Source organism: Pseudactinotalea sp. HY158, assembly GCF_009660225.1.
GTDB lineage: Bacteria > Actinomycetota > Actinomycetes > Actinomycetales > Beutenbergiaceae > HY158.
In genome coordinates this window covers 1408667-1434382 of the sequence record NZ_CP045920.1, presented here as the reverse complement: position 1 = coordinate 1434382, position 25716 = coordinate 1408667, and the positions used below count along the sequence as shown (strand labels likewise).

At 71.6% G+C, this 25716-nt stretch carries 24 protein-coding genes; 11 read left to right on the top strand and 13 right to left on the bottom strand.

Annotated elements, in window-relative coordinates:
- Positions 1–22 precede the first annotated feature (22 nt).
- From GCE65_RS06380 to GCE65_RS06355, 6 genes are all read left to right on the top strand, one after another.
- Positions 23–628, top strand: a complete 606-nt coding sequence (locus GCE65_RS06380) for a maleylpyruvate isomerase family mycothiol-dependent enzyme (protein ID WP_194928850.1) — start codon at positions 23–25, stop codon at positions 626–628.
- 211 nt (positions 629–839) lie between these two features.
- Positions 840–1160 carry a hypothetical protein gene (locus GCE65_RS16555; protein WP_228760144.1) on the top strand — a complete coding sequence of 107 codons (321 nt, stop codon included), beginning with the start codon at positions 840–842 and terminating at the stop codon, positions 1158–1160.
- 142 nt (positions 1161–1302) lie between these two features.
- Positions 1303–1683 carry a hypothetical protein gene (locus GCE65_RS06370; RefSeq protein WP_153877792.1) on the top strand — a complete coding sequence of 127 codons (381 nt, stop codon included), beginning with the start codon at positions 1303–1305 and terminating at the stop codon, positions 1681–1683.
- A 78-nt stretch (positions 1684–1761) separates the two neighbouring features.
- Positions 1762–2859 (top strand): hypothetical protein, encoded by a 1098-nt coding sequence (locus GCE65_RS06365; RefSeq protein ID WP_153877791.1) that lies wholly within the window; start codon positions 1762–1764, stop codon positions 2857–2859.
- A complete protein-coding gene (locus GCE65_RS06360; RefSeq protein WP_153877790.1) occupies positions 2850–3503 on the top strand; it encodes an ABC transporter ATP-binding protein in 654 nt (217 codons plus the stop codon). Before GCE65_RS06365 ends, GCE65_RS06360 begins: the two co-directional genes overlap by 10 nt.
- Complete coding sequence (locus GCE65_RS06355; RefSeq protein WP_153877789.1) at positions 3493–4530, top strand: hypothetical protein; 1038 nt, start codon at positions 3493–3495, stop codon at positions 4528–4530. Before GCE65_RS06360 ends, GCE65_RS06355 begins: the two co-directional genes overlap by 11 nt.
- Positions 4531–4541: 11 nt before the next feature.
- Here the strand turns inward: GCE65_RS06355 and hisF are convergent, their stop codons facing one another.
- The 11 genes from hisF to GCE65_RS06300 form a co-directional block, all read right to left on the bottom strand.
- On the bottom strand, positions 4542–5312 hold the full coding sequence (gene hisF, locus GCE65_RS06350) for an imidazole glycerol phosphate synthase subunit HisF (protein WP_153877788.1): 771 nt from the start codon (positions 5310–5312) through the stop codon (positions 4542–4544).
- A gap of 1 nt (position 5313) precedes the next feature.
- Positions 5314–6195, bottom strand: a complete 882-nt coding sequence (locus GCE65_RS06345) for an FKBP-type peptidyl-prolyl cis-trans isomerase (RefSeq protein WP_153877787.1) — start codon at positions 6193–6195, stop codon at positions 5314–5316.
- Entirely contained in the window at positions 6192–7571 is a 1380-nt protein-coding gene (gene pafA, locus GCE65_RS06340; RefSeq protein ID WP_153877786.1) for a Pup--protein ligase, read from the bottom strand. Before pafA ends, GCE65_RS06345 begins: the two co-directional genes overlap by 4 nt.
- Positions 7568–8287: a proteasome subunit alpha gene (prcA, locus tag GCE65_RS06335; RefSeq protein WP_153877785.1), complete on the bottom strand. Its 720-nt coding sequence runs from the start codon at positions 8285–8287 to the stop codon at positions 7568–7570. Before prcA ends, pafA begins: the two co-directional genes overlap by 4 nt.
- The gene (prcB, locus tag GCE65_RS06330) at positions 8284–9111 is read right to left on the bottom strand and encodes a proteasome subunit beta (protein ID WP_153877784.1); all 828 of its coding nucleotides are present in this window, start codon (positions 9109–9111) and stop codon (positions 8284–8286) included. Before prcB ends, prcA begins: the two co-directional genes overlap by 4 nt.
- On the bottom strand, positions 9108–9287 hold the full coding sequence (locus tag GCE65_RS06325; RefSeq protein WP_228760143.1) for a ubiquitin-like protein Pup: 180 nt from the start codon (positions 9285–9287) through the stop codon (positions 9108–9110). The genes prcB and GCE65_RS06325 overlap by 4 nt, the downstream gene beginning before the upstream one ends.
- A 35-nt stretch (positions 9288–9322) precedes the next feature.
- The gene (dop, locus tag GCE65_RS06320; protein ID WP_153877782.1) at positions 9323–10963 is read right to left on the bottom strand and encodes a depupylase/deamidase Dop; all 1641 of its coding nucleotides are present in this window, start codon (positions 10961–10963) and stop codon (positions 9323–9325) included.
- The gene (gene arc, locus GCE65_RS06315) at positions 10960–12648 is read right to left on the bottom strand and encodes a proteasome ATPase (RefSeq protein WP_153877781.1); all 1689 of its coding nucleotides are present in this window, start codon (positions 12646–12648) and stop codon (positions 10960–10962) included. Before arc ends, dop begins: the two co-directional genes overlap by 4 nt.
- Entirely contained in the window at positions 12641–13717 is a 1077-nt protein-coding gene (locus tag GCE65_RS06310) for a tRNA (adenine-N1)-methyltransferase (RefSeq protein ID WP_153877780.1), read from the bottom strand. Before GCE65_RS06310 ends, arc begins: the two co-directional genes overlap by 8 nt.
- A 91-nt stretch (positions 13718–13808) precedes the next feature.
- The gene (locus GCE65_RS06305; protein WP_152818803.1) at positions 13809–14951 is read right to left on the bottom strand and encodes a site-2 protease family protein; all 1143 of its coding nucleotides are present in this window, start codon (positions 14949–14951) and stop codon (positions 13809–13811) included.
- Entirely contained in the window at positions 14948–15664 is a 717-nt protein-coding gene (locus tag GCE65_RS06300; protein ID WP_228760142.1) for an HAD family phosphatase, read from the bottom strand. The genes GCE65_RS06305 and GCE65_RS06300 overlap by 4 nt, the downstream gene beginning before the upstream one ends.
- Positions 15665–15788: 124 nt before the next feature.
- Between GCE65_RS06300 and GCE65_RS06295 the strand changes: the two genes are divergently transcribed.
- The 3 genes from GCE65_RS06295 to GCE65_RS06285 all read left to right on the top strand — a co-directional run bounded on the left by GCE65_RS06295 (position 15789) and on the right by GCE65_RS06285 (position 22809).
- Positions 15789–18140, top strand: coding sequence for a phosphoketolase (locus GCE65_RS06295; RefSeq protein ID WP_153877778.1), 2352 nt, complete (start codon positions 15789–15791; stop codon positions 18138–18140).
- A gap of 577 nt (positions 18141–18717) precedes the next feature.
- Entirely contained in the window at positions 18718–21714 is a 2997-nt protein-coding gene (locus GCE65_RS16875; RefSeq protein ID WP_153877777.1) for a hypothetical protein, read from the top strand.
- 273 nt (positions 21715–21987) lie between these two features.
- A complete protein-coding gene (locus GCE65_RS06285) occupies positions 21988–22809 on the top strand; it encodes a PAC2 family protein (protein ID WP_152818959.1) in 822 nt (273 codons plus the stop codon).
- 64 nt (positions 22810–22873) lie between these two features.
- Here GCE65_RS06285 and mshC read toward each other — a convergent pair whose 3' ends face one another.
- On the bottom strand, positions 22874–24106 hold the full coding sequence (mshC, locus tag GCE65_RS06280; protein WP_153877776.1) for a cysteine--1-D-myo-inosityl 2-amino-2-deoxy-alpha-D-glucopyranoside ligase: 1233 nt from the start codon (positions 24104–24106) through the stop codon (positions 22874–22876).
- 60 nt (positions 24107–24166) lie between these two features.
- Here mshC and GCE65_RS06275 point away from each other — a divergent pair, with 60 nt between their 5' ends.
- On the top strand, positions 24167–25087 hold the full coding sequence (locus tag GCE65_RS06275; protein ID WP_152818800.1) for an aldo/keto reductase: 921 nt from the start codon (positions 24167–24169) through the stop codon (positions 25085–25087).
- On the opposite strand, the gene GCE65_RS16245 is transcribed toward GCE65_RS06275, so the two are convergent.
- Positions 25088–25429 (bottom strand): primosomal protein, encoded by a 342-nt coding sequence (locus GCE65_RS16245; protein WP_194928849.1) that lies wholly within the window; start codon positions 25427–25429, stop codon positions 25088–25090.
- 55 nt (positions 25430–25484) lie between these two features.
- On the opposite strand from GCE65_RS16245, the gene GCE65_RS06270 reads away from it, so the two are divergent.
- Entirely contained in the window at positions 25485–25715 is a 231-nt protein-coding gene (locus GCE65_RS06270; RefSeq protein ID WP_152818798.1) for a DUF5703 family protein, read from the top strand.
- Position 25716: the final 1 nt, after the last annotated feature.

The following is a 25716-nucleotide window of genomic DNA, read 5'->3' as shown; positions in this document are numbered from 1 at the left end:
TGCGGCGTGTCAGGGTGGAGCCATGTGGTCAGGTATCGAACGCGACGCATTGGTGCGGGCTCTGCTCGCCACCGATCCCCAGACACCCACCCTATGCGAGGGCTGGCAGGCCCGCCATCTCGCGGCGCACCTATATCTTCGGCGGCACCGGCCCTGGGCGATGGGGCAGCTGTCTTCCCTGGCCGAGCGCGCTGCCGACCCGGCGGCCTATCTCGACGTGGTGGCCGGGTTCGCGGCACCCGTACCGGCCCGCTCACCGCTCGCGCTGCTCGACCGCTCGGATGCGGCGAACCTCGCCGAGTACGTCATCCATCACGAAGACCTGCGCCGCGGGGAGGCCGCAGGCGCCGAATCGGCGGCGCGGGAGTTCCCGGCCGAGATGACCGCGGCGGTGCTCGCGCAGCTGCGCGTCTTCAGCATGCGGATGTTGCGTGGCTGCCCGGTTGGCGTGGCGCTCGCGACGCCTGAGGGGATCTCGCGGGTGGTGCGCACCGGCCCCGCGCCGGTGACGATCCGCGGCACGGCAGCGGATCTGGCCCTGGCCCTGGCCGGGCGGCTCCGGGCCGCCCACGTGAGATGGGTTGGCCCGCCCCGAGCCATCGAGGCCCTCCGCCACCAGCTGCACTGACCCCACCGAAACGGCGACACCGATCCGATAAGGGAAGCGTCAAAAGTTCGCGGCAAATTTTGAGCAATCCAGCTTTTCGGATGCGATTCCCGCGCGCCCCGTCGGATCCTTGACAAATTCCGGAACGCCGGATAGCTTTTTGAGATCAGACGATGATGACCGAACGGGAGCGACAGCAGTGGCACGGGGAAGAGTTAAGGCAATCTTGGGGGTGGTGGCGCTGACCTCGGCATTGGTGGTGGCCGCGCCGGCCTCCGCGGACACGGTGGGGCCGGTCTATTGCAGTGGTGATTCAGGTGTGCTGGGTGCCACGGAGGCCACTGGCCAGATCACGTACCTGGCGGGCATCGGTTTCAGCCACTGCGGAACCCTGGGGGTGCGCGCTAACTACACTCACGTGGGCGGCACCAGCTGGACGAACTGGACTCACAGCACGTGGGGGGACGGAAGCGCGGTGCTGTACATCAAGAATGGCGTCAAGTCTCAACACTCGACGTCCGTCGGAAACCTCCTGTTCACCTCATACCGATAGTCGGTCAGGGGTGACGGCGGTGAGGGTGCGGAGGTGGCTGCTTGCTGCTGCGGTGGCGCTGTTAGGCGGATGCTCCACCTCAGGCACTGAGCAGTCCACAGCTGTTCCTGCTGGTTGGCTGAAGGACGCCGACACGTCAAACGTGTCGGCAGCACAGGCTGAGGAGATCAGCGACCGCGTGGCAACGGCCGAAGAATACCAGGCGGCGTTCACCCGCTACCGAGAATGTTTGAGAGCCTCCGGATTCGAATTAGAGGACGTGCGATTCGAAAATCACGAATACCACTTCGGGGTTCCTAATGCGGCGGTGAGCGATGGTGCAGACTACGAATGCTATCAGGCGGAATATCGATATGTGGACATACTCTGGCAAAACTCGGATCTGGTCCAGGAGGCCCGTGATCCCTCTCCGGCTTTTCGGGAGTGCTTGCAGGAACGTGGCATCGAGCCGGCGGAGAATATGAACGAGATTCTCGAGCAGCTGCGGGAGGCGGGCATCGAACCGCCTGAGTGCCTCCAATAGGGCGTTGTCGATGACAAGCGGTGAGGGGTGAGGTAGCAGATGGTGCGAGTCCGTGACGGCGCCAAGCCAGGTTCTGGGGTGAGCCCGTGGCTGCGGTTGGTGCCGTTGGTGGCGCTGTGGGCGGTCCCCGTCGTGGCGGTGGCCGTGGCCGTGCCGGCGGTCGGCATGCGGGAAGAGGCGAGCATCGCGCCACCGTTGCCGTCGGTGGTGACCGTGGGAAGCCAGTCCACCGACGACCGCACGTCAGTGACCGCGTCGGTTGAGATCGAGGAGACCGGGCACGTCCGGTCCCCGGTATCGGGCCTGCTCACCTCGCTCGCCGAGATCGACGGTCCGGTCCGCCCGGGCCAGGAGCTGTTCGCCGTCGACGGGGTCCCGATACTGGCACAGCCCGGCACCGCCCCGCTCCATCGCGACCTGCGCGAGGGCGATGCGGGCGAGGACGTCGAAGTCCTCGCCCGATTTCTGGTGGACGCCGGACTGTTGGACGGGGACCTCGCAGGCTCCACATTCGACCGCGGCACGCGTACCGCGGTCGTGCAGCTGCAGGAGGAACTCGGGGTGCGCGCCGACGGGGTGTTCCGCCCGGGCTACGTCGCCTACCTGCCGCGATCCGCGGCCGAGCTCGGGGAGCCGCAGCTGACCGTGGGCAGCATGGTTGCCGCCGGCGAGACGATCCTGGAGACCGCGCCGGTTCCGATGCGGATCAGGTTCATCCCGACCAGCATGAGCACATCCCTCACTGAGCTGCAGGATGCGCCGCTCACACTAACCTTCGGTGACCTGCAGATCGCGGTCTCGGGCCTCGAGCCCACCGCGGCGGAACTGGCGACGATCCACGCGGGCCTGCGCGAAGCGGTCGCCGGTGGCGAGGCGCAGGTCACGGAAAGCGAGGTGCCCGGTGAGCCGGAGCAGTACGACGGCGGGCTGCTCAGCCGCGCCGAGCCACAGGTACGCGCGGTCGTGCCCGGCACCTCCGTGCACGTCAACGGTTCGGGGACGCAGTGTCTATTCGAGCGGCAGGAGGACGGCGGCTGGGCGCCCGAACGGATTCGGGCCCTGGAGCCCGCCGTGGGAACACTGGGCGCATTTTACGTCGACCCCTCGCTGATCGACGCGCGCATCGCGCGGGACCCGCTGACCCTTCCTGGCGAGGTGCTCGCCGAATGCCGATGAACGCCGTGCAGATCGACGTCGTCGACGCAACGGTCCGCTTTGGGACCACCACGGCGTTCGCGGGCCTTGACGCACACTTCCCCGCAGCACGGGTCACCGCGCTGGTGGGCCCCTCCGGCAGCGGCAAGTCGACCTTGCTGGCGGCCATCTCGGGCTACCAGTCGCTCGGCACCGGTCGCGTCGAGCTCCGCAATAGCCCGACCTGCCCGTCGTCTCCGCCGGACCCTGGGCGGGTCGCGTGGGTGCCGCAGGGCTCGAATGCGCTGGGCCGGCGCAGCGTGCTGGACAACGTAGCGATCGCTCCACTGGCCTCCGGCGCGCCGCTGCGCGAGGCCCACGAACGCGCCGTCGAGGCGCTCGAGGTCGTCGGGCTCGGAGCGCTGCTGCACCAGCAGGCTCGCCGCCTGTCCGGCGGGGAGCTGCAGCGCGTTGCGCTGGCCCGGGCCCTGGCCTCGAATAAGGAGGTGATCCTGGCCGACGAGCCATCGGCCAACCTCGACGCCGCCAATACCGACCTGATCGCCCAGATCCTCGACGGGCTGACCGCGCGGGCAACGATCGTCGTGGCTACCCACGATCCGGTACTCGTCGCCGCTGCCGAGGTCACAGTTCACATGCGCGATGAGGCGCTCGATGCAGCGTGACCGATGGCACCTGGGCCTGCTCGCCCGCGAAGCAATCCGGAACGTCTTCGGTGCCGGCTCGCGCATGCTCGCGATCCTTGCGCTCGCGATCCTCGCCGGTGCGGGATCCAGCGCCTACATCGCCCTCGAGACGCAGATCATGCGCCAGGAGATCCACGACCTTGCCGCCGAGGGACGCAACGTGCTGGTGTTCTCGGCGCTGAACAACGACGCACCCGCTCGCATCACCCGTGCCTCCTGCGAGGTGCTCGCCGGGCAGCACGGAATCCGCCACGCCGGGATGCTCGAGCACGCCGGAGAACTCGAGGTGCTGCCGGTCGGCAGCCGCCTGCCGACGCAACGGGCCAGCATGACCCTGTTCCCCGAACTCGCCGAAGCCGACCTGCTCGTCGGCCGCACCCTCTCCGAGCGGGCCGCGCGCCCGTTCATCGTCCGGACCGGCCAGGACCTGGCCACCGCCGTGCACGCCGATCGCCATCCCGGCGGCCTCGGCACGGGTTCCAGCATCACGCTGCCGCCGCGCCCCAGCGACGTCACCACCGAACGATGCGTCGTCGTTCTCGATGAATTCTCCGACGCCGGCACCGCCCTGCCCGCCGTCGCCGCCCAGCTGAAGGTCACGGAGAACTCGATCTCGGGTAGCGAACTGCTCACCGCCACCAGCGACCCAGTCGCCGACTACCTGCAGCGCCCCAGCCGCTGGCTCCCCCTACTGCTCGGCCTGTTCGGCGCGATCGCCACCGCTGTCACGACCCGACTGCGCGCCAGTGAGTTCGCCGTCTACCGCATGTCCGGCACCTCCCCCGTCTCGGTCATGACCCTGCTGACCCTCGAGGCCCTCCTCATCGCCGGCACCGCCGCTCTGTCCGCCACCGCAGCATCCCTGGCGCTGGCCCCGCATCATCTCGATCCGACCATCCCGATCCTGTGGGGACTCGCCCTCGCGGGCACGTGGGCTCTCAGCGCCGTAGCCAGTTCCCTCGACCTCGCGGTCCGCCGCCCCAGCGACCTCGCCAAGGACCGCTGACTGGGCCGAGTTCAGCGCACGGGGACGCCGGCCCCGGCGAGCGCGGCCTTGACCTCGGCGATCGTCACGACCCCGAAGTGGAACACGGACGCGGCGAGCACGGCGTCCGCGCCCGCCTGGACGGCCTCGACGAAGTGCTCGGCCGTGCCGGCGCCGCCGGAGGCGATGAGCGGCACGTCGGCGGCGGCCCGCACGGCGCGGATCATCTCGAGGTCGAAGCCGGCGTTCGTGCCGTCGGCGTCGATCGAGTTGAGCAGGATCTCCCCCACCCCGGCCGCGGCGGCGCGCGCGGCCCAGTCGACCGCGTCGATGCCCGTGCCGCGACGCCCCCCGTGGGTGGTGACCTCGTAGCCGGACGCCGTCCGGGCGCCGTCGCGGGTCCGCCGGGCGTCGACCGAGAGCACGAGCACCTGCGAGCCGAACCGCTCGGCGATCTCGGAGATGAGTTCGGGGCGCGCGATCGCGGCGGTGTTGACGCCGACCTTGTCGGCCCCGGCCCGCAGCAGCCGGTCGACGTCGTCGGTGGTGCGCACTCCCCCGCCGACGGTCAGCGGCACCGACAACCGCGACGCGGCCGCCGAGACGATCTCGGTCGTCGTCGCCCGGCCGTCGACGGTCGCACTCACGTCGAGGAACGTCAGCTCGTCGGCCCCCGCGTCGTGATAGCGCTGGGCGAGTTCGACCGGGTCCCCGGCATCGCGCAGGTTCTCGAAGTTCACGCCTTTGACGACGCGGCCGGCGTCGACGTCGAGGCACGGGATCACGCGGACGGCCAGGGTCATGTCAGTCTCCCTCAGGGGCGGGGTCGGGGGCGGTCGACGCGGCGAGCACGTCGATGACGAAGACGACGGTATCGGTACCGAAGGCGTCCTCGGGCGGGGCGATGATCATGTACTGGGAGCCGGCGGTGGCGTCGGTCAGGCCCCCCTGCCAGGCGGGGATGAGGCCCTCGAACGGGAGGGTCTGCGGCGCGTTGCCGTTGCCCCAGGTCGTCTCGAGCACCTCGCCCGTGTCCCAGGCCACGGACGTGTACTGCACCGTGATCGTCCCGCCGGTGCGCACCTGCGGGCCCGTGCCCCGGATGAGGGGCACGACCTCGAGCTGCGAGGGCGGTTCGGCGTCGGGGATCGTCACCTCGGGTTCGCCCCGCTCGCCGAGGGTGACCGTGGGCAGGTCGTCGGCCCCGGCGGGTGGGGGCAGCTCCTCGCCCCAGGCGCGGGTGTGCAGGATGTCGTAGACGACGAGGGTCGGATGCGACGTCGAGGCCGTGGGCGGGTCCGCGCGCAGCAGCCGGGTGCCCTCCCGGGCCCCGAGGAGGGAGGAGTACAGCGGCCCCGCCTCGCTCTTCGAGAGCAGCAGCACGCGCGGTTCCCGGGTGTAGGAGTCGTCGATCGTCTCGCCGGTCTGGGCGTCGACGGCGAGGTAGGCGAGCAGCACCGGGTCCCCGTCGGCCAGTTCCCTGCCGTCGCCCTCGATGATCGTCTCCGTGGCGCTGTGCTGGACGACGAGCGGGACGGGGGCGATGAGCTGCGGGCGGCGCCCGAAGTCGCCGGTCACCTCGACCCGGTCGAGCGGCCCCTCGGGCACGTCCTCCGTGCAGCCGAGGAGCCCGAACAGGAGCGAGGCCACGGCCAGCAGCCCGGCCACGGCCCGGACTCGGCTCATCGGCCGCCCCCCGGCTCGGTGACGAGCTCGATGAGCCGGTCGACGCGCTCGTCGGAGTGGATGAAGGGATCCTTGCACAGCACGGTGCGCCCGGACTGATCGTTCACCTTGAGGTGCACCCAGTCGACCGTGTAGTCGCGGCGGTTCGCGGTGGCGGCGGTCACGAAGTCCCCCCGCAGCTTCGCCCGGGTGGTCTGCGGGGGCGTCGTCGTGGCGGCTTCGATCTCCTGCTCGCTCGCGAGCCGTGTGGCCAGCCCGCGCTCCATGAGCCGGTGGAAGATCCCGGTGCGCGGGGAGATGTCGTGGTAGGCGAGGTCGAGACGGCGCACGCGCGGGTCGGTCAGGGCACGGTCGCCCGCCTCGACGTACCGGTCGATGAGCCGCTTCTTGATCACCCAGTCGAGTTCGGTCTCGACGGCGCTCAGGTCGCCGCCGGCGAGGGCGTCGAGGCCGCGCTGCCACAGGTCGACCACCCAGTCGTCGTGGGAGCTCGAGCCGTGCTCGCCGAGGTGGGCCCGGACCCGGTCGAGGTAGGCCCGCTGCGCATCGAGCGCGCTCGCGGTGCCGCCGCCGGCCAGCGGCAGCTGCGTCGTCGCGGTCAGGTCGTGGGAGATGGCCCGGATCGAGCGCACGGGTTCCGCGAGGATGAGATCGGGCAGGATCGCCCCGGCCTCGAGGAGCCGGAGCACGAGGTCGGTCATGCCGACCTTGAGCATGGTCGAGGCGTGCGACATCGAGGAGTCCCCGCTGATGACGTGCAGGCGCCGGTACTTGTCGGCGTCGGCGTGCGGTTCGTCGCGGGTGTTGATGATCGGCCGGGACCGGGTCGTGGCCGAGCTCGTGGCCTCCCACATGTGATCGGATCGCTGGGAGAACACGTACCGGGAGCCGGAGGGGGTGATCCGCACGTGCCCGGCGCCGGTGAGGATCTGGCGGGTGATGAGGAACGGCACGAGCTGGTCGGTCGTGCGGGCGAAGTCGGCGCGGCGGCGCAGCAGGTAGTTCTCGTGGCAGCCGTAGGAGTTGTCGGCCGAGTCGAGGTTGTTCTTGAACAGGTGGATGCGCCCGTCGATGCCGTCGGCCTCGAGGCGCTCCTGGGCGTCGTCCACGAGCGTGCTCATGAGCACCTCACCGGCCTTGTCGTGCACGAGCAGCTGGTGGATGTCGTCGCATTCGGCGGTGGCGTATTCGGGGTGGGAGCCGACGTCGAGGTAGAGGCGGGAGCCGTTGCCGAGGAAGACGTTCGAGGAGCGCCCCCACGCGACGACCTTGCGGAAGAGGTAGCGGGCGATCTCCTCGGGGGTCGGCGCGCGCCCGGACGTGGTCGAGCAGGTGACCCCGAACTCGGTCTCCAGCCCGAAGATGCGTCGGCTCATGCGCCCTCGGGCTCCACGATCAGGCCGGTGATCTCCTCGGGCCGGAGCCGTCGGAACGACCGGCGCAGCCGGGACCGGTCGAGCACCGCCGCCTCGACGACCTCGGCGGCGAGCCGGCGCGGCTCCTCCTCGGCCCCGCTCGCGCCCGGGCCTGCGCCCAGCGTCGCGAGCGCGAGGCGCAGCGCCTCGGCGAGCGTGAGGCCGGGGCGCCAGCCCTCGCCGAGCCGGACGCCGAGCCGCTGGGCGTCCCCGCCCATGACCAGGTACCCGTTCTCGTCGGCGACCGAGCCGTCGTAGGAGAGCCGGTATATCTGGTCCTCGGACTGGGCCGGGCCCACCTCGGCGACGGCGATCTCCACCTCGAGCGGCTTCGCCTCCGTGGTGAAGACCGATCCGAGCGTCTGGGCGTAGGCGTTGGCCAGGCCCCGGGCGGTGACGTCGGCTCGATCGTAGGAGTAGCCTCGCAGGTCGGCGTAGCGCACTCCCGCCACCCGCAGGTTCTCGAACTCGTTGTACTTGCCCACGGCGGCGAAGCCGATCCGGTCGTAGATCTCGCTGATCTTGTGCAGCGCCCGGGAGGGGTTCTCGGTGGCGAAGGCGATCCCGCCGTCGTAGCCGACGACGACGACGGAGCGGCCCCGGGCGATCCCCTTCCGGGCGAAGTCCGCCCGGTCCTTCATCAGTTGTTCGGGCGAGACGTAGAACGGCTGGGTCATGAGGCTCCCCCGCGCTCGGGCCGGGCGGCCCGGGCGCGCTCGATCCGGTCGGTGGAGGCGGCCAGGTCGGCCTGCGTCACGGGCCGGTACCCCTCGGCGCTCACGGTGGCGACCATCGGGTAGATGCCGCGGGCGGCGTCCGGGCCGCCGGTGGCGGAGTCCTCGTCGGCCGCGTCGACGAGCGCGTGCAGGGCCACCTCGATCGCCTCCGCGGCGCCCATGCCGGGGCTCCACTGCTTCTTCAGGGAGCCGCGCGCATACACCGAGCCGGAGCCCACGCTGTGGTGGTCCTGCTCCTCGTACCGCCCGCCGACCACGTCGTAGGAGAAGATGCGGCCGATGCCGCGGCCCTCGTCGTAGCCGCCGAAGAGCGGCACGGCCGCGAGGCCCTGGAGCGCGAGCGGAAGGTTCGCGCGGACCATGGTCGCGAGCCGATTCGCCTTGCCCTCGAGGGACAGGAGCGAGCCCTCGATCTTCTCGTAGTGCTCGAGCTCGAGCTGGAAGAGGCGCACGAGGTCGATCGCCAGCCCGGCCGTGCCGGCGATCCCGATCGCCGAGAACTCGTCGGCGGGGAACACCTTCTCGATCTGCCGGTGCGCGATCGCCGTGCCCATCGTGGCGCGCCGGTCACCGGCCATGACCACGCCGCCGGCGTAGGTGAGCGCGACGATCGTCGTCGCGTGCGCGGTCGTCGGGGCCGCGGCGCGGGCGTCGGCGGCTTGCGGCAGCAGCTCGGGGGCGTGGGCGCCGAGGAAGTCCACGAAGGAGGAGCTGCCGGGGGTGAGGAAGCTCGCCGGCAGCCGATCCGGTGGCAGCGGACTCACTGGCCGCCCTTCTGCACGAACCCGCGGACGAAGGACTCCGCGTTGGTCTCCAGCACGTCGTCGATCTCCGACAGCAGGGAATCGACCTCGACATCGCGCGCCTGGGCCGCCGTGGGCGGGGGTGGGACCGCCGCATCGTCCTCGGGCGGACGCGGCTTCTCGAATCTCTGGGCCACGATTCCTCCTTAGTTCTCCCTCTGATCCTAGACGCTCACGCCCCCGGGTCGGACGCCTCCCGCAGCGCGGCCACGAGGTCGGTCGCGGTCGGGCTCGTGGTGAGCAGGTCGTGCACGTGACCGCGGGTGCCACGGTGGGGTTCGGGCATCGGAATGCGGTGCAGATTCTCCTCGCCCGGGAGGTCGAACACGACCGCGTCCCAGTTCGCGGAGTCGATCTCGTCGCCGTAGCGGCGGATGCACTCGCCTCGGAAGTAGGCGCGGGTGTCCTCGGGGGCGACCGAGATCGCGGCGGCGGCCTCCTCCGCGGTCACGAGCACCTCGACCGCGCCGGCTCGCTCGAGGGTGTGATAGATCCCCTTCTCGGGCCGCAGGTCCGACCATTGCAGGTCGAGGGCGGCGAGCCGAGGGCTGTCCCAGTCGAGTCCGTCCCGGGTGCGCATCCCCTCGAGCAGTCGATACTTCGCCACCCATTCGACGTCCCGGGCGCAGCTGAGGACGTCGACCTCGAGCCGGTCGAGCACGTCGGCCCAGCGGCGCATCACCTCGGCGGTCTCGGGGTCGGTGGCCGGGGCCCCGGGCCGGGCCGCCTCGGCGGCGAGCCGGTCGCGGACGGCGCCCAGATAGATCCGCTGGATCTCGAGGGCGGTGAGCTCCCGGCCGTCGGTCGTGGGAACGGCCGCGGTCAGGGTCAGGTCGTGGCTGATCGTGCCCGCGGCGCCGACGGGGTCGGCCAGGTGCAGGTTCCACAGCTCCGGCGGCACGCCGCCGGTCTCGAGGAGCCACAGCACGAGCGAGGTGGTGCCCGCCTTGAGGAGGGTCGAGGGCTGTACGAGGTTCGCATCGCCGACGATCACGTGCAGGCGCCGATAGCGGTCCGGGTCGGCGTGCGGCTCGTCGCGGGTGTTGATGATCGGGCGCCGCAGCGTCGTCTCGAGTCCGACCTCGGCCTCGATGAAGTCGGCGCGCTGACTCAGTTGGAAGCCCGCCCGCTCGCCGCGCTGACCGAGGCCGACCCGGCCGGCGCCGCAGAAGATCGGCCGGCTGAGCAGGAACGGGGTGAGCACCGAGACGATGTCGGCGAACGGCACGCCCCGGTCGACGAGGTAGTTCTCGTGGGTGCCGTAGGAGGCGCCCTTGCCGTCGGTGTTGTTCTTGTACAGCGCCACGGGCGGCAGGCCGGGGTACTGGGCCAGCAGCCGCGAGGAGCGCAGCAGGATCTCGTCGCCCGCTCGGTCCCAGCGCACGAGATCGCCCGGGCCGGTGACCTCCGGGCCCGAGTACTCGGGATGGGCGTGGTCGACGTAGTAGCGGGCGCCGTTCGGGAGGATGACGTTTGAGGTGAGTTCGCCCCGACCCGCCTCGTCCGCGCGGCGGCGCTGGGTCACCGTGCCCCACACCTGCGGCGGGTCGGCTGCGTCGCCGGTGTCACCGGCGTCACCAGCGTCACCGTCCGTGAGCTGGCTGGGGTGCGCCGCCGCCCGGTCGAGCCGGAAGCCGCGCGCGTCGTTCAGGGGATCCTCGTCGTGGAAGTCCCAGCGCGCCCGCCCCAGACCGACCGCGGCCGCGTAGGCCGTGACGAGCTGGGCGCTCATGAGCATGGGATTCGCCCAGGGATCGCCCACGCCGACGACGCCGTACTCGGTCTCGATCCCCATGATCCGGCGGACGGTCACAGGTACTGCCCCGTGGTTCCCACCTGTTCGATCCGCCGGTGCGCCTCCGGGGCGCCCTTGTGCTGGACGATCGTGCGGATGAACACGATGCGTTCGCCCTTCTTGCCGGACACCCGAGCCCAGTCGTCCGGGTTCGTGGTGTTCGGAAGGTCCTCGTTCTCGCGGAACTCGGCCAGGCAGCCCGCGAGCAGGTGGTCGAGCCGGATGCCGCGGGTGCCGGTGGCGAGCAGATCCTTGATGGCGCCCTTCTTCGCCCGGTCCACGATATTGGCGATCATCGCGCCGGAGGCGAAGTCCTTGAAGTAGAGGATCTCCTTGTCGCCGCTGGCGTAGGTGACCTCGAGGAACTCGTTCTCCGGCTCGCGGGAGTACATCCGCTCGACGGTCGCATCGATCATCGCGGCCACGGCGCGCGCGTGGCCGCCGTCGTGCTCGGCGAGGTCGTCGGGGTGGATGGGCAGGTCAGCGGTGAGGTACTTGGCGAAGATGTCGCGCGCGGACTCGGCGTCGGGGCGCTCGATCTTCACCTTGACGTCGAGGCGGCCCGGCCGCAGGATCGCCGGGTCGATCATGTCCTCCCGGTTCGAGGCGCCGATGACGATGACGTTGTCGAGCCGTTCGACACCGTCGATCTCGGCGAGGAGCTGCGGCACGATCGTCGTCTCGACGTCCGAGGAGACGCCGGTGCCACGGGTGCGGAACAGCGACTCCATCTCGTCGAAGAACACGACGACGGGGATGCCCTGGGAGGCCTTCTCGCGGGCTCGGCCGAAGATCAGCCGGATGTGGCGTTCCGTCTCGCCCACGAACTTGTTGAGCAGCTCGGGGCCCTTGACGTTGATGAAGTACGACTTCTGCGCGACCTGGGAACCGCCGTGCTCGTCCCGGCGCCCCGGTGCGCCGCCGTCCGTGCGCGCGAGCGCGGTGGCGGCCAGCGAGGTGGCCACGGCCTTGGCGATGAGGGTCTTGCCGCAGCCGGGCGGGCCGTAGAGCAGGAGGCCCTTCGGGGGCTTGAGGCCGTGCTCGCGGTAGAGGTCGGGGTGGAGGAAGGGCAGCTCGACCGCGTCGCGGATCTGCTCGATCTGGGTGGTCAGGCCGCCGATGTCGCCGTAGCCGACGTCGGGCACCTCCTCGAGCGTGAGCTCCTCGACGTCGGTGCGGGCGATCTTCTCGAAGGCGAAGCCCGTGCGTGGGTCCGCGCTCAGGGTGTCGCCCACCCGGACCGGCTCGGCGAGCAGGGGACCGGACAGGCGAAGGACGCGCTCGTCGTCCGCGCGCCCGACGACGAGCACCCGATCGGCGCCGTAGGTCTCCTTCACGGTGACCAGCTCGCCGGCTCGCTCGTACTCGCCGGCCGCCACGACGGTCATGGCGTCGTTGAGCTGCAGCTCCTGGCCGGGGTGCAGCGCGTCGACGTCGATCGCGGCGACCACCCCCAGGCGCAGCTTCCGCCCGGAGGAGAAGACGTCGACCGTGCGGTCCTCGTGTCGGGCGAGGAACGTGGCATACGAGGCCGGGGGCCTGCTCATCTCCTCGAGTTGGCCACGCAGCTCGACCAGCTGCGTGCGCGCCGAGGTGAGGGCGGCCACGAGCCGCTCGTTCTTGGCCGCCAGATCCACGGCCTCCTTGCGCACCTCGTCGATCGTGCGCGCGCCGGAACCGATCCGACCGGGAACGTCACTCATCGGGCACCTCCTCCTCCACGATAGGCACAGAATCCGCGTCCGGGGAGGCCGGGTCCACGTGGCGGGCGGCGCGATCGTCCCGCGCTGCGCGATCGGCCTCGTGGGCGCGGCGCACCCGGCGGATCTTCTTCGCGGAGACCTCCCGCTCGCCCAGGTCCTCGGCGAGGCGCGTCGGGTCGACCTCGACCGGCGGCTCGGAGTAGGCGCCGGGGGCCGGGCGGCGGCGTCGGGTCGGGGCCACCGTTCCCGGGGCGAGGCGGCGGGTGGAGATGAGGAAGCCGGTGTGGGCGACCATGCGGTGGTCGGGCCGGACGGCCAGGCCCTCGAGATGCCAGCCGCGGACCATGGTCTCCCACGCGATCGGCTCGGTCCAGCGGCCGTCGTCCTTGATGTCCTCGGCGAGGCGCGAGAGCTGGGTGGTCGTGGCGACGTAGGCCACGAGCAGTCCGCCCGGGGCGAGGGCTCCGGCGGCGGCGTCGATGTTCTCCCACGGGGCGAGCATGTCGAGCACGATCCGGTCGATGCTGCCGGGCGCCGCGACCCGCGGCAGCACGTCGGCGAAGTCCCCCGCTTCGAGCCGCCAGGCGGGGTGGGGGCCGCCGAAGAAGTTCTCGACGTTCCCCCGCGCGATCGCCGCGAAGTCCTCCCGGCGCTCGATGCTCAGCACGCTGCCCGCGTCGCCGACGGCGCGCAGGAGCGAGAGGGTGAGCCCGCCGGAGCCGACGCCGGCCTCGACGACCCGGGCGCCCGGGTAGATGTCGGCCTCGGTGACGATCTGGCCGGCGTCCTTGGGGTAGATGACCGTGGCCCCGCGCGGCATGGACAGCACGTAGTCGCTCAGCAGCGGCCGCAGCGCGAGGTATTCGATCCCGCCGCTCGAGGCGACCACGGTGCCCTCGGGCGCGCCGATGAGGGCGTCGTGGGAGAACCAGCCGCGATGGGTGTGGAACGCCCCGGCCTCCTCGAGCGTGATCGTGGACAGCCGCCCCTTGGGGTCGGTCAACTGGACCTTGTCGCCCGCGCGGAAGGGGCCTCGGCGCACGTCGGCGCCGGTGGGTTCGATGCTCACGACCGGCCAGTCTAATTGAGCCGCTCGCACCGGCCGGACGCCTTGATCCCGCTGGCGCCGCAGACGTCGTCCGCGGCCTGTCGACGGCGGCTCAGCCGCCGGTCTCGAGGCGATGGATGACGGCGGTGACGTCGACGATGGCTGTGGCGGCGCCGTCCCTCATGACGACGGTCACGTTGCCGCTGCGATGCTGGAGGATCTGCGCCAACTGGCCGAGCGCGGCGGGGCCCGCCGTCTCGGTCATGACGGCGACCGGCGCGCTCGCGTCGAGCACCGCGGTCACGGGTGTGCCGGCGCGGACTGGCCCGGGTACGGCGGCGAGCGCGGCGCCGTCGACGACGCCGAGGGGGCGGCCGGAGGCGTCGAGGACGAGGGTGGGCAGGGCCTGGACGTCGGCCACGCTCGCCGCCTCGGGGAGCAGCCGGGCGGGGCGGAGGAAGTGGTGCACGTCGAAGTCGGCCGCCCGGGCCCGCGCCCGGGCCACGCGAACGCTCGCCGCGGCGCCCTGCCAGATGACGCCCGCGATGAGGATGCCCCAGATCGCGGTGGTCAGCTCGGGGCGCCGCCCCGAGAGCAGGGGCCAGCCGAGGACTCCCACGGCGATGAGCACGGCCGCGACCTGCCCGCAGCGGCCGCTGATCCGCATCCCGAGGTAGCGGTCCCCGGTGATCTTCCAGATGAGTGCCTCGAGGAGGCGGCCGCCGTCGAGCGGGAGCGCGGGCACGAGGTTGAACACGGCCACCACGGCGTTCGTGATCGCGATCGTGGTGAGCAGGAAAAAGCCGATGGCGTGCCCGGGCGTGACCATGACCGCCCACCAGCACGCCACCGCGATCGCCGCGTTGGCGAGCGGACCGACGACGGCGACGAGCGCCGAGGCGCCCGGGCGATCGATGTCGCGGGCGAAGGAGGTGTGTCCGCCCCACAGGGAGATGACGAACTCGTCGACGTCGTAGCCGGCGCGGCGGGCGGTGAGCCCGTGCGCGAGTTCGTGGGCGAGCACGCTCAGCGCGAGCAGCAGCGGGATCGCGAGCGCGATCGCCCCGGCCGGCAGCAGGCCCGTGATCCCGAGCCGGCTCTGCACGATCGGGGTGAAGAGCACCACGAGCACGACGGCGATGAGCGCCCACCCGCGGGTGAGCACGATCGGAGCCCCCGCGACGGAGCCGACGCGCAGGCCCGGGGTGGTCGAACGGCGGGAGGAGGACGGCCGAGGTGCGGCCGGGGTTCTCATGCGGCGTCGGGATCCGTGAGCGGGAGGAGATCGGTGGGCGCCACGCGGGCGAGGGTCTCGATGATCCGCACGCCCGGCTCCGCCTGCAGGGGCACGTGCGCCGGCACCCCGAGGACCCGGGCGCCCGAGGCGAGCGCCGATGCGACGCCGGGGACGGAGTCCTCGATCGCCACGCAGTCGGCGATGTCGACCCCGATGCGTTCGGCCGCGGTCAGGTACGGCTCCGGGTGCGGCTTGCCGCGGGTGACCATGTCGCCGGTGACGCGCGCCGCGAAGCTGCCCGGGGGAAGCATGTCGACGACCACGTCCGCGAGCCGGGCATAGGACATCGTCACGAGCACGCAGGGGACGCCGGCCGCCCGCAGGGCCGCGAGCAGCTCGACTGCTCCGGGCCGCCAGGCGGCCTCGCCCGCGCGGACCTTCTCGACGACCTGCCCGATGAGGGCCTCGACGAGCTCCTCGTCTCCGAGCGGAATCCCGGCGCGCTCGCGCAGCAGGGCGGCGCTGTCGGTGAGCGCCTTGCCGATGAGCTCCATGGCCAGGCCCTCGTCCCACGTGCCCCCATGGGCGCGGGAGAGCGCCATCTCGGCGCCGATCCACTGCGGTTCGGTGTCGATGAGCGTGCCGTCCATGTCCCACAGGACGGCCGCCGGCAGTCGCTGCTCGGCGACGGCGGATTCCTCCGCCCGGACGCTGCTGTCAAGTTGAGGCAACCGGTTCTCCCACGTTCGTCTCGGCCCATGTACGCCCCGCCAGCCTAGTCGCATCCCGCGGACGGGCCGTTTTTCCAGCCCCCTCCCCCTGGTCCGGCCGGGCCCGGCGCGCGATGGTGGACGGATGGATCAGACACAGGTGGCTGCGCTCGATGCCTGGTGGCGGGCCGCGAACTATCTCTCGGTCGGGCAGATCTACCTGCTCGACAACCCGCTCCTGCGGGAGCCGTTGCGAGCCGAGCACATCAAACCCCGACTCCTCGGGCACTGGGGCACCTCCCCCGGGCAGAACTTCCTGTACGCGCACCTGAACCGGGCGATCATCGAACGGGACCTCGACATGTTCTATGTCTCCGGTCCGGGCCACGGCGGCCCGTCGCTCGTGTCGGCCGCGTGGCTCGAGGGAACCTACAGCGAGATCTACTCGGCGGTCGGGGACGACGCCGAGGGGATGCGCGCGCTCTTCCGACAGTTCTCCTTCCCCGGGGGGATCCCCAGCCACGTCGCGCCCGAGACGCCCGGCTCCATCCACGAGGGCGGGGAACTGGGCTACTCCCTCGCCCACGCCTACGGTGCGGCCTTCGACAACCCCGGCCTGATCGTGGCCGCGGTCATCGGCGACGGCGAGGCGGAGACCGGGCCGCTCGCCGCCTCCTGGCACTCCAACAAGTTCCTCGACCCGGTCACCGACGGCGCCGTGCTGCCGATCCTGCACCTCAACGGCTACAAGATCGCCAATCCGGCGGTGCTGGCCCGCATCTCACCGGAGGAGCTGACCGCGCTGCTCACCGGCTACGGCTACCGGCCGTACTGGTTCTCGGGCGGCTTCGACGGGGAGGACCCGCGCGCCGTCCACACGCGGTTCGCGCAGGTGCTGGACCAGGTGCTCGACGAGATCGCCCGTATCCAACACGCGGCCCGCGCCGGCGGGGAGACGATCCGGCCGGCGTGGCCGGTCCTCGTGTTCGCCACGCCGAAGGGCTGGACCGGGCCGCGGGAGGTCGACGGCACCCCGGTCGAGAACACCCATCGAGCACACCAGGTGCCGCTCAGTGGGGTGCGCGAGAACGCCGCGCATCGCCGCCGGCTCGAGGAGTGGATGCGCAGCTACCGGCCCGAGGAGTTGTTCGACGCCGACGGGCGCCTCGCCGAGTTGCCCCGCCGCCTCAATCCCACCGGCACGCGGCGCATGAGCGCCAATCCCCACACGAACGGCGGCCATCTCACCCGCGACCTCCACCTCCCGGACTTCCGGGAGTACGCCGTCGACGTGCCCGCCCCGGGCGGGGCGGTCGCCGAGGCCACGCGGGTGCTGGGCGGCTGGCTCGCCGAGGTCGTGCGGCGCAACCCGGACAACTTCCGCATCGTCGGCGCGGACGAGACGGCCTCGAACCGGCTCGATGCCACGATCGAGGCCGGCGGGAAGGCGTGGATCGGGGACCGCCTGCCCGGCGATGCCGACCTGACCCCGACCGGGCGGGTGCTGGAGGTGCTCTCGGAGCATCTGTGCCAGGGCTGGCTCGAGGGTTACCTGCTCACGGGCCGACACGGCCTGTTCAACAGCTACGAGGCGTTCGTGCACATCGTCGACTCCATGTTCAATCAGCACGCCAAGTGGCTCAAGGTCACCCGCACCCTGCCGTGGCGGATGCCGATCCCCTCGCTCAACTACCTCCTCTCCTCGCACGTGTGGCGCCAGGATCACAACGGCTTCAGCCACCAGGACCCGGGTTTCATCGATCACGTGGTGAACAAGAAGGCGGACGTGATCCGGGTGTATCTCCCACCGGATGCGAACACGCTGCTCAGCACCTACGATCACTGCCTCCGCAGCCGCGACTACGTCAACGTGGTGGTCGCGGGCAAGCAGCCGCAGCCCCAGTGGCTCACGATCGAGGAGGCGGTCGCGCACTGCACCCGGGGAATCGGGATCTGGCCGTGGGCGAGCAACGATGCCGGCGACCCCGACGTCGTCCTCGCGTGCGCGGGAGACGTGCCGACGCTCGAGACCCTCGCGGCCGCCGACCTGCTGCGCACCCGTCTCCCGGAGCTGCGGGTCCGCGTGATCAACGTGGTCGACCTCATGCGCCTCCAGGACGAGCGGGAGCATCCGCACGGGCTCCCCGGCCGGGAATTCGACTCGCTGTTCACCACGGACAAGCACGTGGTGTTCGCCTATCACGGGTATCCGTGGCTCATCCACCGGCTCACCTACCGGCGCACGAACCACTCCCGGATCCACGTGCGCGGCTACAAGGAGGAGGGCACCACGACCACCCCGTTCGACATGGTCATGCTCAACGAGCTCGACCGGTTCCACTTGGTGATGGACGTGATCGACCGAGTGCCGGGGCTCGGCACTCGCGCGGCCGAGCTGCGCCAGGAGATGGCCGACGCGCGCACGACGGCCCGGGCGTACACGCGCGCCCACGGCGAGGATCCTCCCGAGATCAGGGAGTGGACCTGGCCCGCGTGAGTCCCGCCGGTGCTGCTCGACTCGACTCGGCTCCGTCGACCGGAGTCGAGTCGCGCACGATCCGTCCGCGTGTGGTTCGGTCCGACGGCGCTCGCGTGGGGACGACGGCCCGCGGGTTTCGTCGGTCTCCTCCGTCGCGGAATGCAGCGCGTCCCTCGGTGTACCCGCGGATTTGCGGGTTCGGCTCTCCTACCTCCTGCTCTCGGCATCGTGCCGGCACCGATTCCGTGCGCGCTCGCGTCCGCCGGTCGTGCCCGCTCGGGCCGGTCGCGCAGGTGCGGGCTCCCGCCATGCGTCTCCCCTCGGCTCCGGCCCGGTCGAGTCCGGCCCGGTCGAGTCCGGCTGCGACACCATCGTCGAACGACCCTCCGAACGAGCCGGCATGCACTGGCCCGTCGCCGGCCTCGTCCCGGCCAGCCGCGTCCCGCAGCCGTGCGGCCGAGGGTCACGAACTCCGGCCCGCGACCCCCACCGGACGCAACCCGTTGCCGAGTCGCCGATTCGCTAAGTCCCCGAGTCACCGAGTCACCGATGGTGTCTCGGGGGAATGTCGGTGGGTGCTGGGACGATGTTTTCTATGGAACTTCAGCGGTTCGAGCGGGAGGTGGTCGATGATTCGGCCATGCTCGCCCGGCTGCGTCGGGGCCGGGAGGTCATGGACGAGGTGATGATCGAGCGGCTCGCGTTGGCGGCGATGTGGGTCGAGCATCATCCGTATGTGATCGCGGCCGAGGACGAGGGTGAGGACACCCTGGCCCATCTGCCCCCGCTGGTCGTGGAGGCCACCCTGGCCCAGAAGGCCGAATGGGACCAGATCGATCACGACGCCCGCCAACGCGAGATCACCGCGATCCACACCGCCGCCGCCAACAACAACACGAACACCCGGAGGAGCGGCAGCCGGAGCAGCAGCGATGGTCCCGACGGCGTGACGAGCGTGCTGGATCGTGCTACGGATCCGGCGTCGCATCCGTTGACGGCCGCGGATCTGGTTCCGGGTGTGGGATCGGGGCAGCGGGGGTTGTGGACGGTGGAGGAGTACTCGATCTCCACGTTCGCGGCCGGGGCCGGGATGGGCCTGGACGCCGCCCAGCGTCTCCTGCTCGAGGCCGAACAGTTACGTACCCGGCTCCCGCTGCTGTTCGCCCGGGCCCTGGCCGGGCGGGTGCGGGTCTGGCGGGCCCGTCAGATCGCGGCGGCGACCCTGTTCCTGTCGGTCGAGGCCTGCGGGTTCGTCGACTCCCAGCTCTCGCTCGTGCCGTTGAACTTCGGGCGTTCCCAGCTCGATGGGCTGATCAAGGAGGCCCTCATCCGGCACATGCCCACCGAGTACGAGGCCGCCGAACAAGCCGCCGATCAGGGCCCGGCTCGGGATGTCACCTTCACCCACGCCGAGACCGCCACCGGGGACTCGCGCATGCACGCGGTCCTACCCGCGGCCGATGGCCGGATCCTGCAGGACGTGATCGATCACCTCGCCGGCATGATCCAGGCCCAGGGCTGGGACCTGCCCGCCGGAGACCTACGCGCCTACGCCCTGGGCGACCTCGCCCGCGCCCGCTACGGCGACACACCCCTGCCCGGCTGCACCCCCACCGGCACCGACCAACCAGCCCAACCAGACCAACCGGGCGAGCCCGACCCGCACGCGACGCCCGCCCGACCGGGCGACCCCGTCCGCCCGGGTGCCCCCGTCCGCCCGGGCGAGTCCGTCCGCCCGGGCGAGTCCGGCCGCCCGGGCGAGCCGGGCACGTTCGGTCGTATCTGCCCACCGCCCGATGGCACCGCCGAACAGGCCGAGCAGGCCGGGGCCGCCGAGCAGTCCGGGGTCGCCGAGCAGTCCGGAACCTTCGAACCATCCAGCACCCCGGGTCATCAGGGCGCGGCCGGTCATCAGGGCTCGGCAAGCGCGGCGGGTCATCAGGGCGCGCCGGGGACGGGTGGTGCGGGCGTGCCACGGGGCCGGATCCTGATGTACCTGCACCTCCAGGCCGCCGACCTCTGGCCCGCCGGACTCCTGACCACCAGCCCACCACGACCACCCGGCGATCGGGGCGATCCCGGCGATCCGGGTGATCTTTCCGATTCCGGTGATCGTGGTGATCGTGGTGTGTCGGGTGCCGGCGGGCGGGCCGTGGGTGGCGGGTTCGATCGTGAACGGCTGCGCCGGGTCCCGGTCCGGGTCGAGGCCCGCGGCCTACCCCGCGGCGCGGTCATCACCGCCGCCGAACTCGGCTCCCTCTTCCACCGCCCCACCACCCTGCCGCCCGCACCCGCGCCCGCGGCACCGGGCACACCCGCACCCGGCCCTCAGGGGACGGGTGTGCCCGAGGGGCCGTGCCTCAACGGGACAGCTGCGCCCGCATCCCCGGGACGGCCCGGCACCGTACCGCCCGGCACCGGTCTGGCCGAGACCGTGCTGCCCGGAACCGGTCTGCCTGGGACCGGTCTGCCTGGGACCGGTCTGCCTGGGACCGGTCTGCTCGGGACCGGTCTGCCCGGCGCGGGTGGGTCCGGGTCGTGTTTCGTGCCCGAGATCATCGTGCGCCCGGTCCTCGATCTGGACGAGCCCCTCGCGACCGATTCCTACACCCCGACCGAACGGATGCGCACCCAGGCCATCCTGACCACCGACCGATGCGCCTTCCCCTGGTGCACCCGCACCGCCCGCGCCTGCGACCTCGACCACATCGACGCCTGGCACACCACCACACGCACCAGGCACGACAGACACGCCGCACACGACGGGCGCGACGGACACGGCGGGCACGACGCCGGCGGGAGCGCCGCCGGCAGCGGGAGCGGCGAGGGCGGCGGCGTGGTCGTGACCGGGGGCGCGACCTGCCCGTGCAACCTCGCCCCGCTGTGCAGGGCGCATCACCGCCTCAAGACCCACGCCCACACCGATTCCGCCTCGCGCGGGCGTCACGCGGCCTGGTCCTACGCCAAGCTCGACGCCGGCACCTACCTGTGGACCGGCCCCCACGGCATCCGCCTCCTACGCACCCCCTGGGGCACCCTCGACACCCAGGCCACCACCGGCCCCACCGGCCCCATCGGCCCCATCGAGACCGCCGAGAGCATCGAGACCGCTCAGCACACCGAACCCGCCGGGAGCTGTGGCACGGGCGAGCACCGCGACACGCACGAAAACACCGAGAACGCCGCCACGAGCGGCGGCACCAGCAGCGGCACGGGAGCGATCCAGCCGGCCACCAGCCCGACGACCGGCACCCGAGAGAACACCGCCCTCGGCACCACCGTCCGCGGCACCAGCGCGTCCGGCCCGATCGTGACAGCCCGTGCATCCGGCGCAGCTCATGCCGCGGACACAACTCGTGCCCCGGGCGTGGAGGCCCCGCCCGAGACGACCTCGCCCGCCCGGCCCGCGCCGCTCTCCCCGCAGCGGGAACGCGCCAACCGGGCCCACTGGTCCCAGGCCACCCCCGACACCCTCGCCATCGTCCACAGCCGAGACACCCGCCTGAGCGACCGCGCCGACACCACCCGCGCAGCCCACCGCGCCGCCGAGGAAGACGACGCCCGCCGCTACCCCGACGAACCACCCTTCTGAAGCAGCCGGCCCATCCGAGGCGGCCGGCTTGTCGCGGGGCCGACCGGTCCGAACGCCCATCGTCTGAGGACCCGCCCAGTCTCGTCGACTGAACGGCCACGACGCCCGGGCCATCCCTCCGACCCCGCACCAGGCCGGAGCCCACCCACGCGACGAGGCTCAGCCCCGAGCAGGCACCGATCGACCGCACGGCCACCCGCTGCGCCGCCCACGGAATGGTCCGACTAGGCTGGCTGTGTGAGTCCGCTACCCCAATCCGAATCCGCGCCGGCGATGCTCATCGCGGCCTTCGAAGGCTGGAACGACGCCGGCGGCGCCGCGACCGCCGCCGTGCATTGGCTGGCGACCGAGTGGAATGCTCGGGAGGTCGACACGATCGACCCCGAGGAGTACCACGATTTCCAGGTGAACCGCCCGGTCACGAGCCTCGACGACGACGGGGAGCGCCGCCTCAGCTGGCCGGTGACCTCCCTCTCGGTCGCGCTCAGCCCCGAGGGTCGCAGCATCGTGTTCGCCCAGGGGGTCGAACCATCGCTCAAATGGCGCACCTTCTGCGATGAACTCCTCACGAAGGCCGAGGAGCTGAACGTCGGCACGATCGTCTGCCTCGGAGCCCTGCTCGCGGACGCACCCCACAGCCGCCCGATCCCGGTGCAGGCCACCTCCGACGACACGAAGGTGCAGGCGCTCCTCGACATCGAGACGTCTGAGTACGAGGGGCCGAGCGGCATCGTGGGTGTGCTCGCCCAGCTGGCGCAGGCGCGCGGGATGCACGCGCTCTCGATCTGGGCGGCCGTCCCGCACTACGTGGCCCAGCCCCCCTCCCCCAAGGCCACCCTGGCCCTGCTCGGGCTGCTCGAGGACGTCGTGGGCGAGCGCATCGCCACCGGCGACCTCGACGAGGACGCCCGGGCATGGCAGCAGGGAGTCGACGAACTGGCGGCCGAGGACCCCGAGATCTCCGAGTACGTGCGCCAGCTCGAGGAGGCGAAGGACACCGCCGAACTGCCGGAGGCGAGCGGCGAGGCGATCGCGCGCGAATTCGAGCGCTTCCTGCGTCGACGCGGCGACGGCGAGGGCCCGGAGGCCCGCTAGGCGCGGTCCCCGCCGAGCACCCCGCACCCGCCGATCAGTCGCCGCGCGAGCGCCGGCCGAGCGCTCAGGCGTCGAGCGACACCCCGAGCAACGCGTCCACCGCATCGCGCACGAGTCGCCCGTCGCCCCCGCCGGCACGGGCCCACTCGTCCACGGCCGCGACGGCCGCGGGCGTGTCCAGGTCGTCCGCGAGCGCGGCCCGCATCGCCGTGAGGACGACGCCCCCGGCCTCCCCCGTGCCGCCGGGACGCTCCGCCGCCTCCCGCCAGGCCTGCCACCGGTCCCGCGCCACGTCCAGGTCGGCGGCCGTGTACTCCCAGTTCTCGCGGAAGTGGTGCCCGACCAACAGGAGCCGAATGACCGGGGCGGGCACGCCGTCCGACAGCAGTTCGGAGACGAACACGAGGTTCCCGAGCGACTTGCTCATCTTCTCGCCCTGATAGGCGATGAGGCCGGTGTGCATGAACAGCCCGGCCGGCTCGCTCTCGCCGGTGAGCATCCGCAGGTGCGAGGTGGACATCTCGTGGTGCGGGAAGATCAGATCCTCCCCACCGCCCTGCACGGTGAACGGAACGGGAAGGTACTTGCGCGCGATCACGGCACACTCGACGTGCCAGCCGGGGCGGCCCTCGCCGAGCACCCCGCCGTCCCAGTGCGGTTCACCCTCGCGCCGGCCGCGCCAGAGCAGTGGGTCGAGCGGATCGCGCTTGCCCGGAACGTCTGGATCCCCGCCGCGCTCGGCGAAGAGTTTGAGCTGGGTGGCGCGGTCGTAGCCGCTCTCCTCGCCGTAGTGCGCATCGACGCTCAGGTCCGCGTAGTAGTCGCGCCCGACCGGGTAGGCGACGGCGGAGTCGTCCATCGCGGTGACGCCGTCGACCACGAGCGGCATCGATTCGACCACGCCGACGAGTTCCGTGGGGGGAATCACCCGAAGCGCGTCCATGTCGCCGCGGAACAGATCGGTCTGGGACTCGGCGAGCTCACGCCAATCGATCCCCAGCGCCTCGGCGCGTTCGAGCAGCGGGTCGTCCACGTCGGTCACGTTCTGGATGTACGTCGCCTCGAGGCCGGCGTCGAGCCAGGCCCGATAGAGGACGTCGTAGGCCACGTACGTAGCGGCGTGTCCCAGGTGCGTCGCGTCATAGGGCGTGATTCCGCAGACGTACATGCTCGCCGTCGGGTTCTCGCGCGATCCGCTCACGGCTCGAATCGCCCGTCCCGTCGCGGTATCGGTGATCGTCGGGATGACCCCGGCGCCGGGCAGGGACGGAATCTCGGGACGCGACCATGAATGCACATCCCGAGCCTAACAAACACTTGAACGATCAACCTGCCTTGGCGGAGGTAGCCTGCGGCCATGGAACTGCGGCGCGTGGGCTCGAGCGGATTGCGGGTATCGGCGATCGGTCTGGGGACCCTCACCTGGGGGCGCGACACGGATGAGCACGAGGCGGATCAGCAACTGCGCACGCTACTCGATGCCGGCGGCACGCTCGTGGACACCGCCGGCAGCTACGGCGACGGCCGCGCCGAGGCCGTCATCGGGCAGATCCTCACGACCTCGGTCAGCCGCGACGAGATCGTCCTCTCCTCCAAGTCCGGTGTCCGCCCCGACGGCGTCGACGCCTCCCGGGGGCACCTGCTCGCCTCCCTCGACGCCACGTTGACGCGACTCGGCACCGACTATCTCGACCTGTGGTTCGTGCAGGCCCCCGATCCGGTCACGCCCCTGGCCGAGACCCTCTCCGCGCTGCGGATGGCCGTCTCCTCCGGCCGGGTGCGATACGTCGGCCTGTCGAATTTCCCGGCATGGCGCACGGCCCAGGCGGCCACCCTGCTCGGTGACGAGCCGGGCCTGGCCGCGGCACAGGTCGAGTACTCCCTCCTCGCCCGGGACGTCGAGACGGAACTCGTGCCAGCGTGCGCGGGGCTCGGATGCGGGATCCTCGCCTGGTCCCCGCTCGGGCGGGGCGTGCTCACCGGCAAGTATCGCCACTCGATCCCGGCGGACTCGCGGGCCGCCTCGCCCCATCTGCGCGGCTTCGTCGAGCCGTACCTGACTCAGGACGCGCGCTCGATCGTCGAGGCCGTGACCGCGGCCGCCGACGGGCTCGGGCGGACGGCGGCGGAGGTCGCCCTCGCATGGGTGCGGGACGCCCCGCAGGTGGCGAGCGCCGTCGTGGGCGCGCGGACGCCGGCCCAGCTCGCCGGGCTCCTCAGCGGTGACGACCTCGTGCTGCCGGCACAGATCCGAGCGGTGCTCGACGAGGTCTCCTAGCTAGAGGTCGATGCCGTCGCGCTCCTCGGCGTGGAGGTCGTCCTCGTCGATCTCGTCGTCGAGGTCCTCGTCGTCATCGTCGCCCTCGTCGTCGAGGTCGTCGTCCTCGTCGTCATCGTCATCATCGTCGTAGTCGTCGTCGTCGTCGATGTTGTCGAGCGGGGTGTCGACGCCGGTGGCCTCGAAGAGGGCCTCGTCGTAGATGTCGAAGGCGTCGCCGAGCTCGTCGGCGGAGTCGAGCACCGCGTCGTCATCGGCGTCGTGGACCTGCATGGCGATCGCGTAGTGATCCTCGAAGGCGGCGATGAGTTGGTCGAGCGCGGCGCGCGGGTCGATGGGCATGACACAGACGGTATCGCTCCTGCGCGCAAACCGCACGACCGATTATGGTGGGCCCATGGCAGTGAGTCGTCAGTCAGCCGCCGAGTACGAGGTCCGGGTGGTCACCCTGCCGCGCGGGGTCAGCCGCGGCGAGGTACGTTCGCTCCTGACGGAGCAGGCCGAATACGGCCGCTGGGAGCTCGCCCGGCACCGGATCTACATGGGCGGGGAACGCAAGGTGTGGCTGCGCCGGCGCATCATCCGCGTCCGGTCGACCTTCGACCCCGAGCTCGCCTACAGCTCCTGAA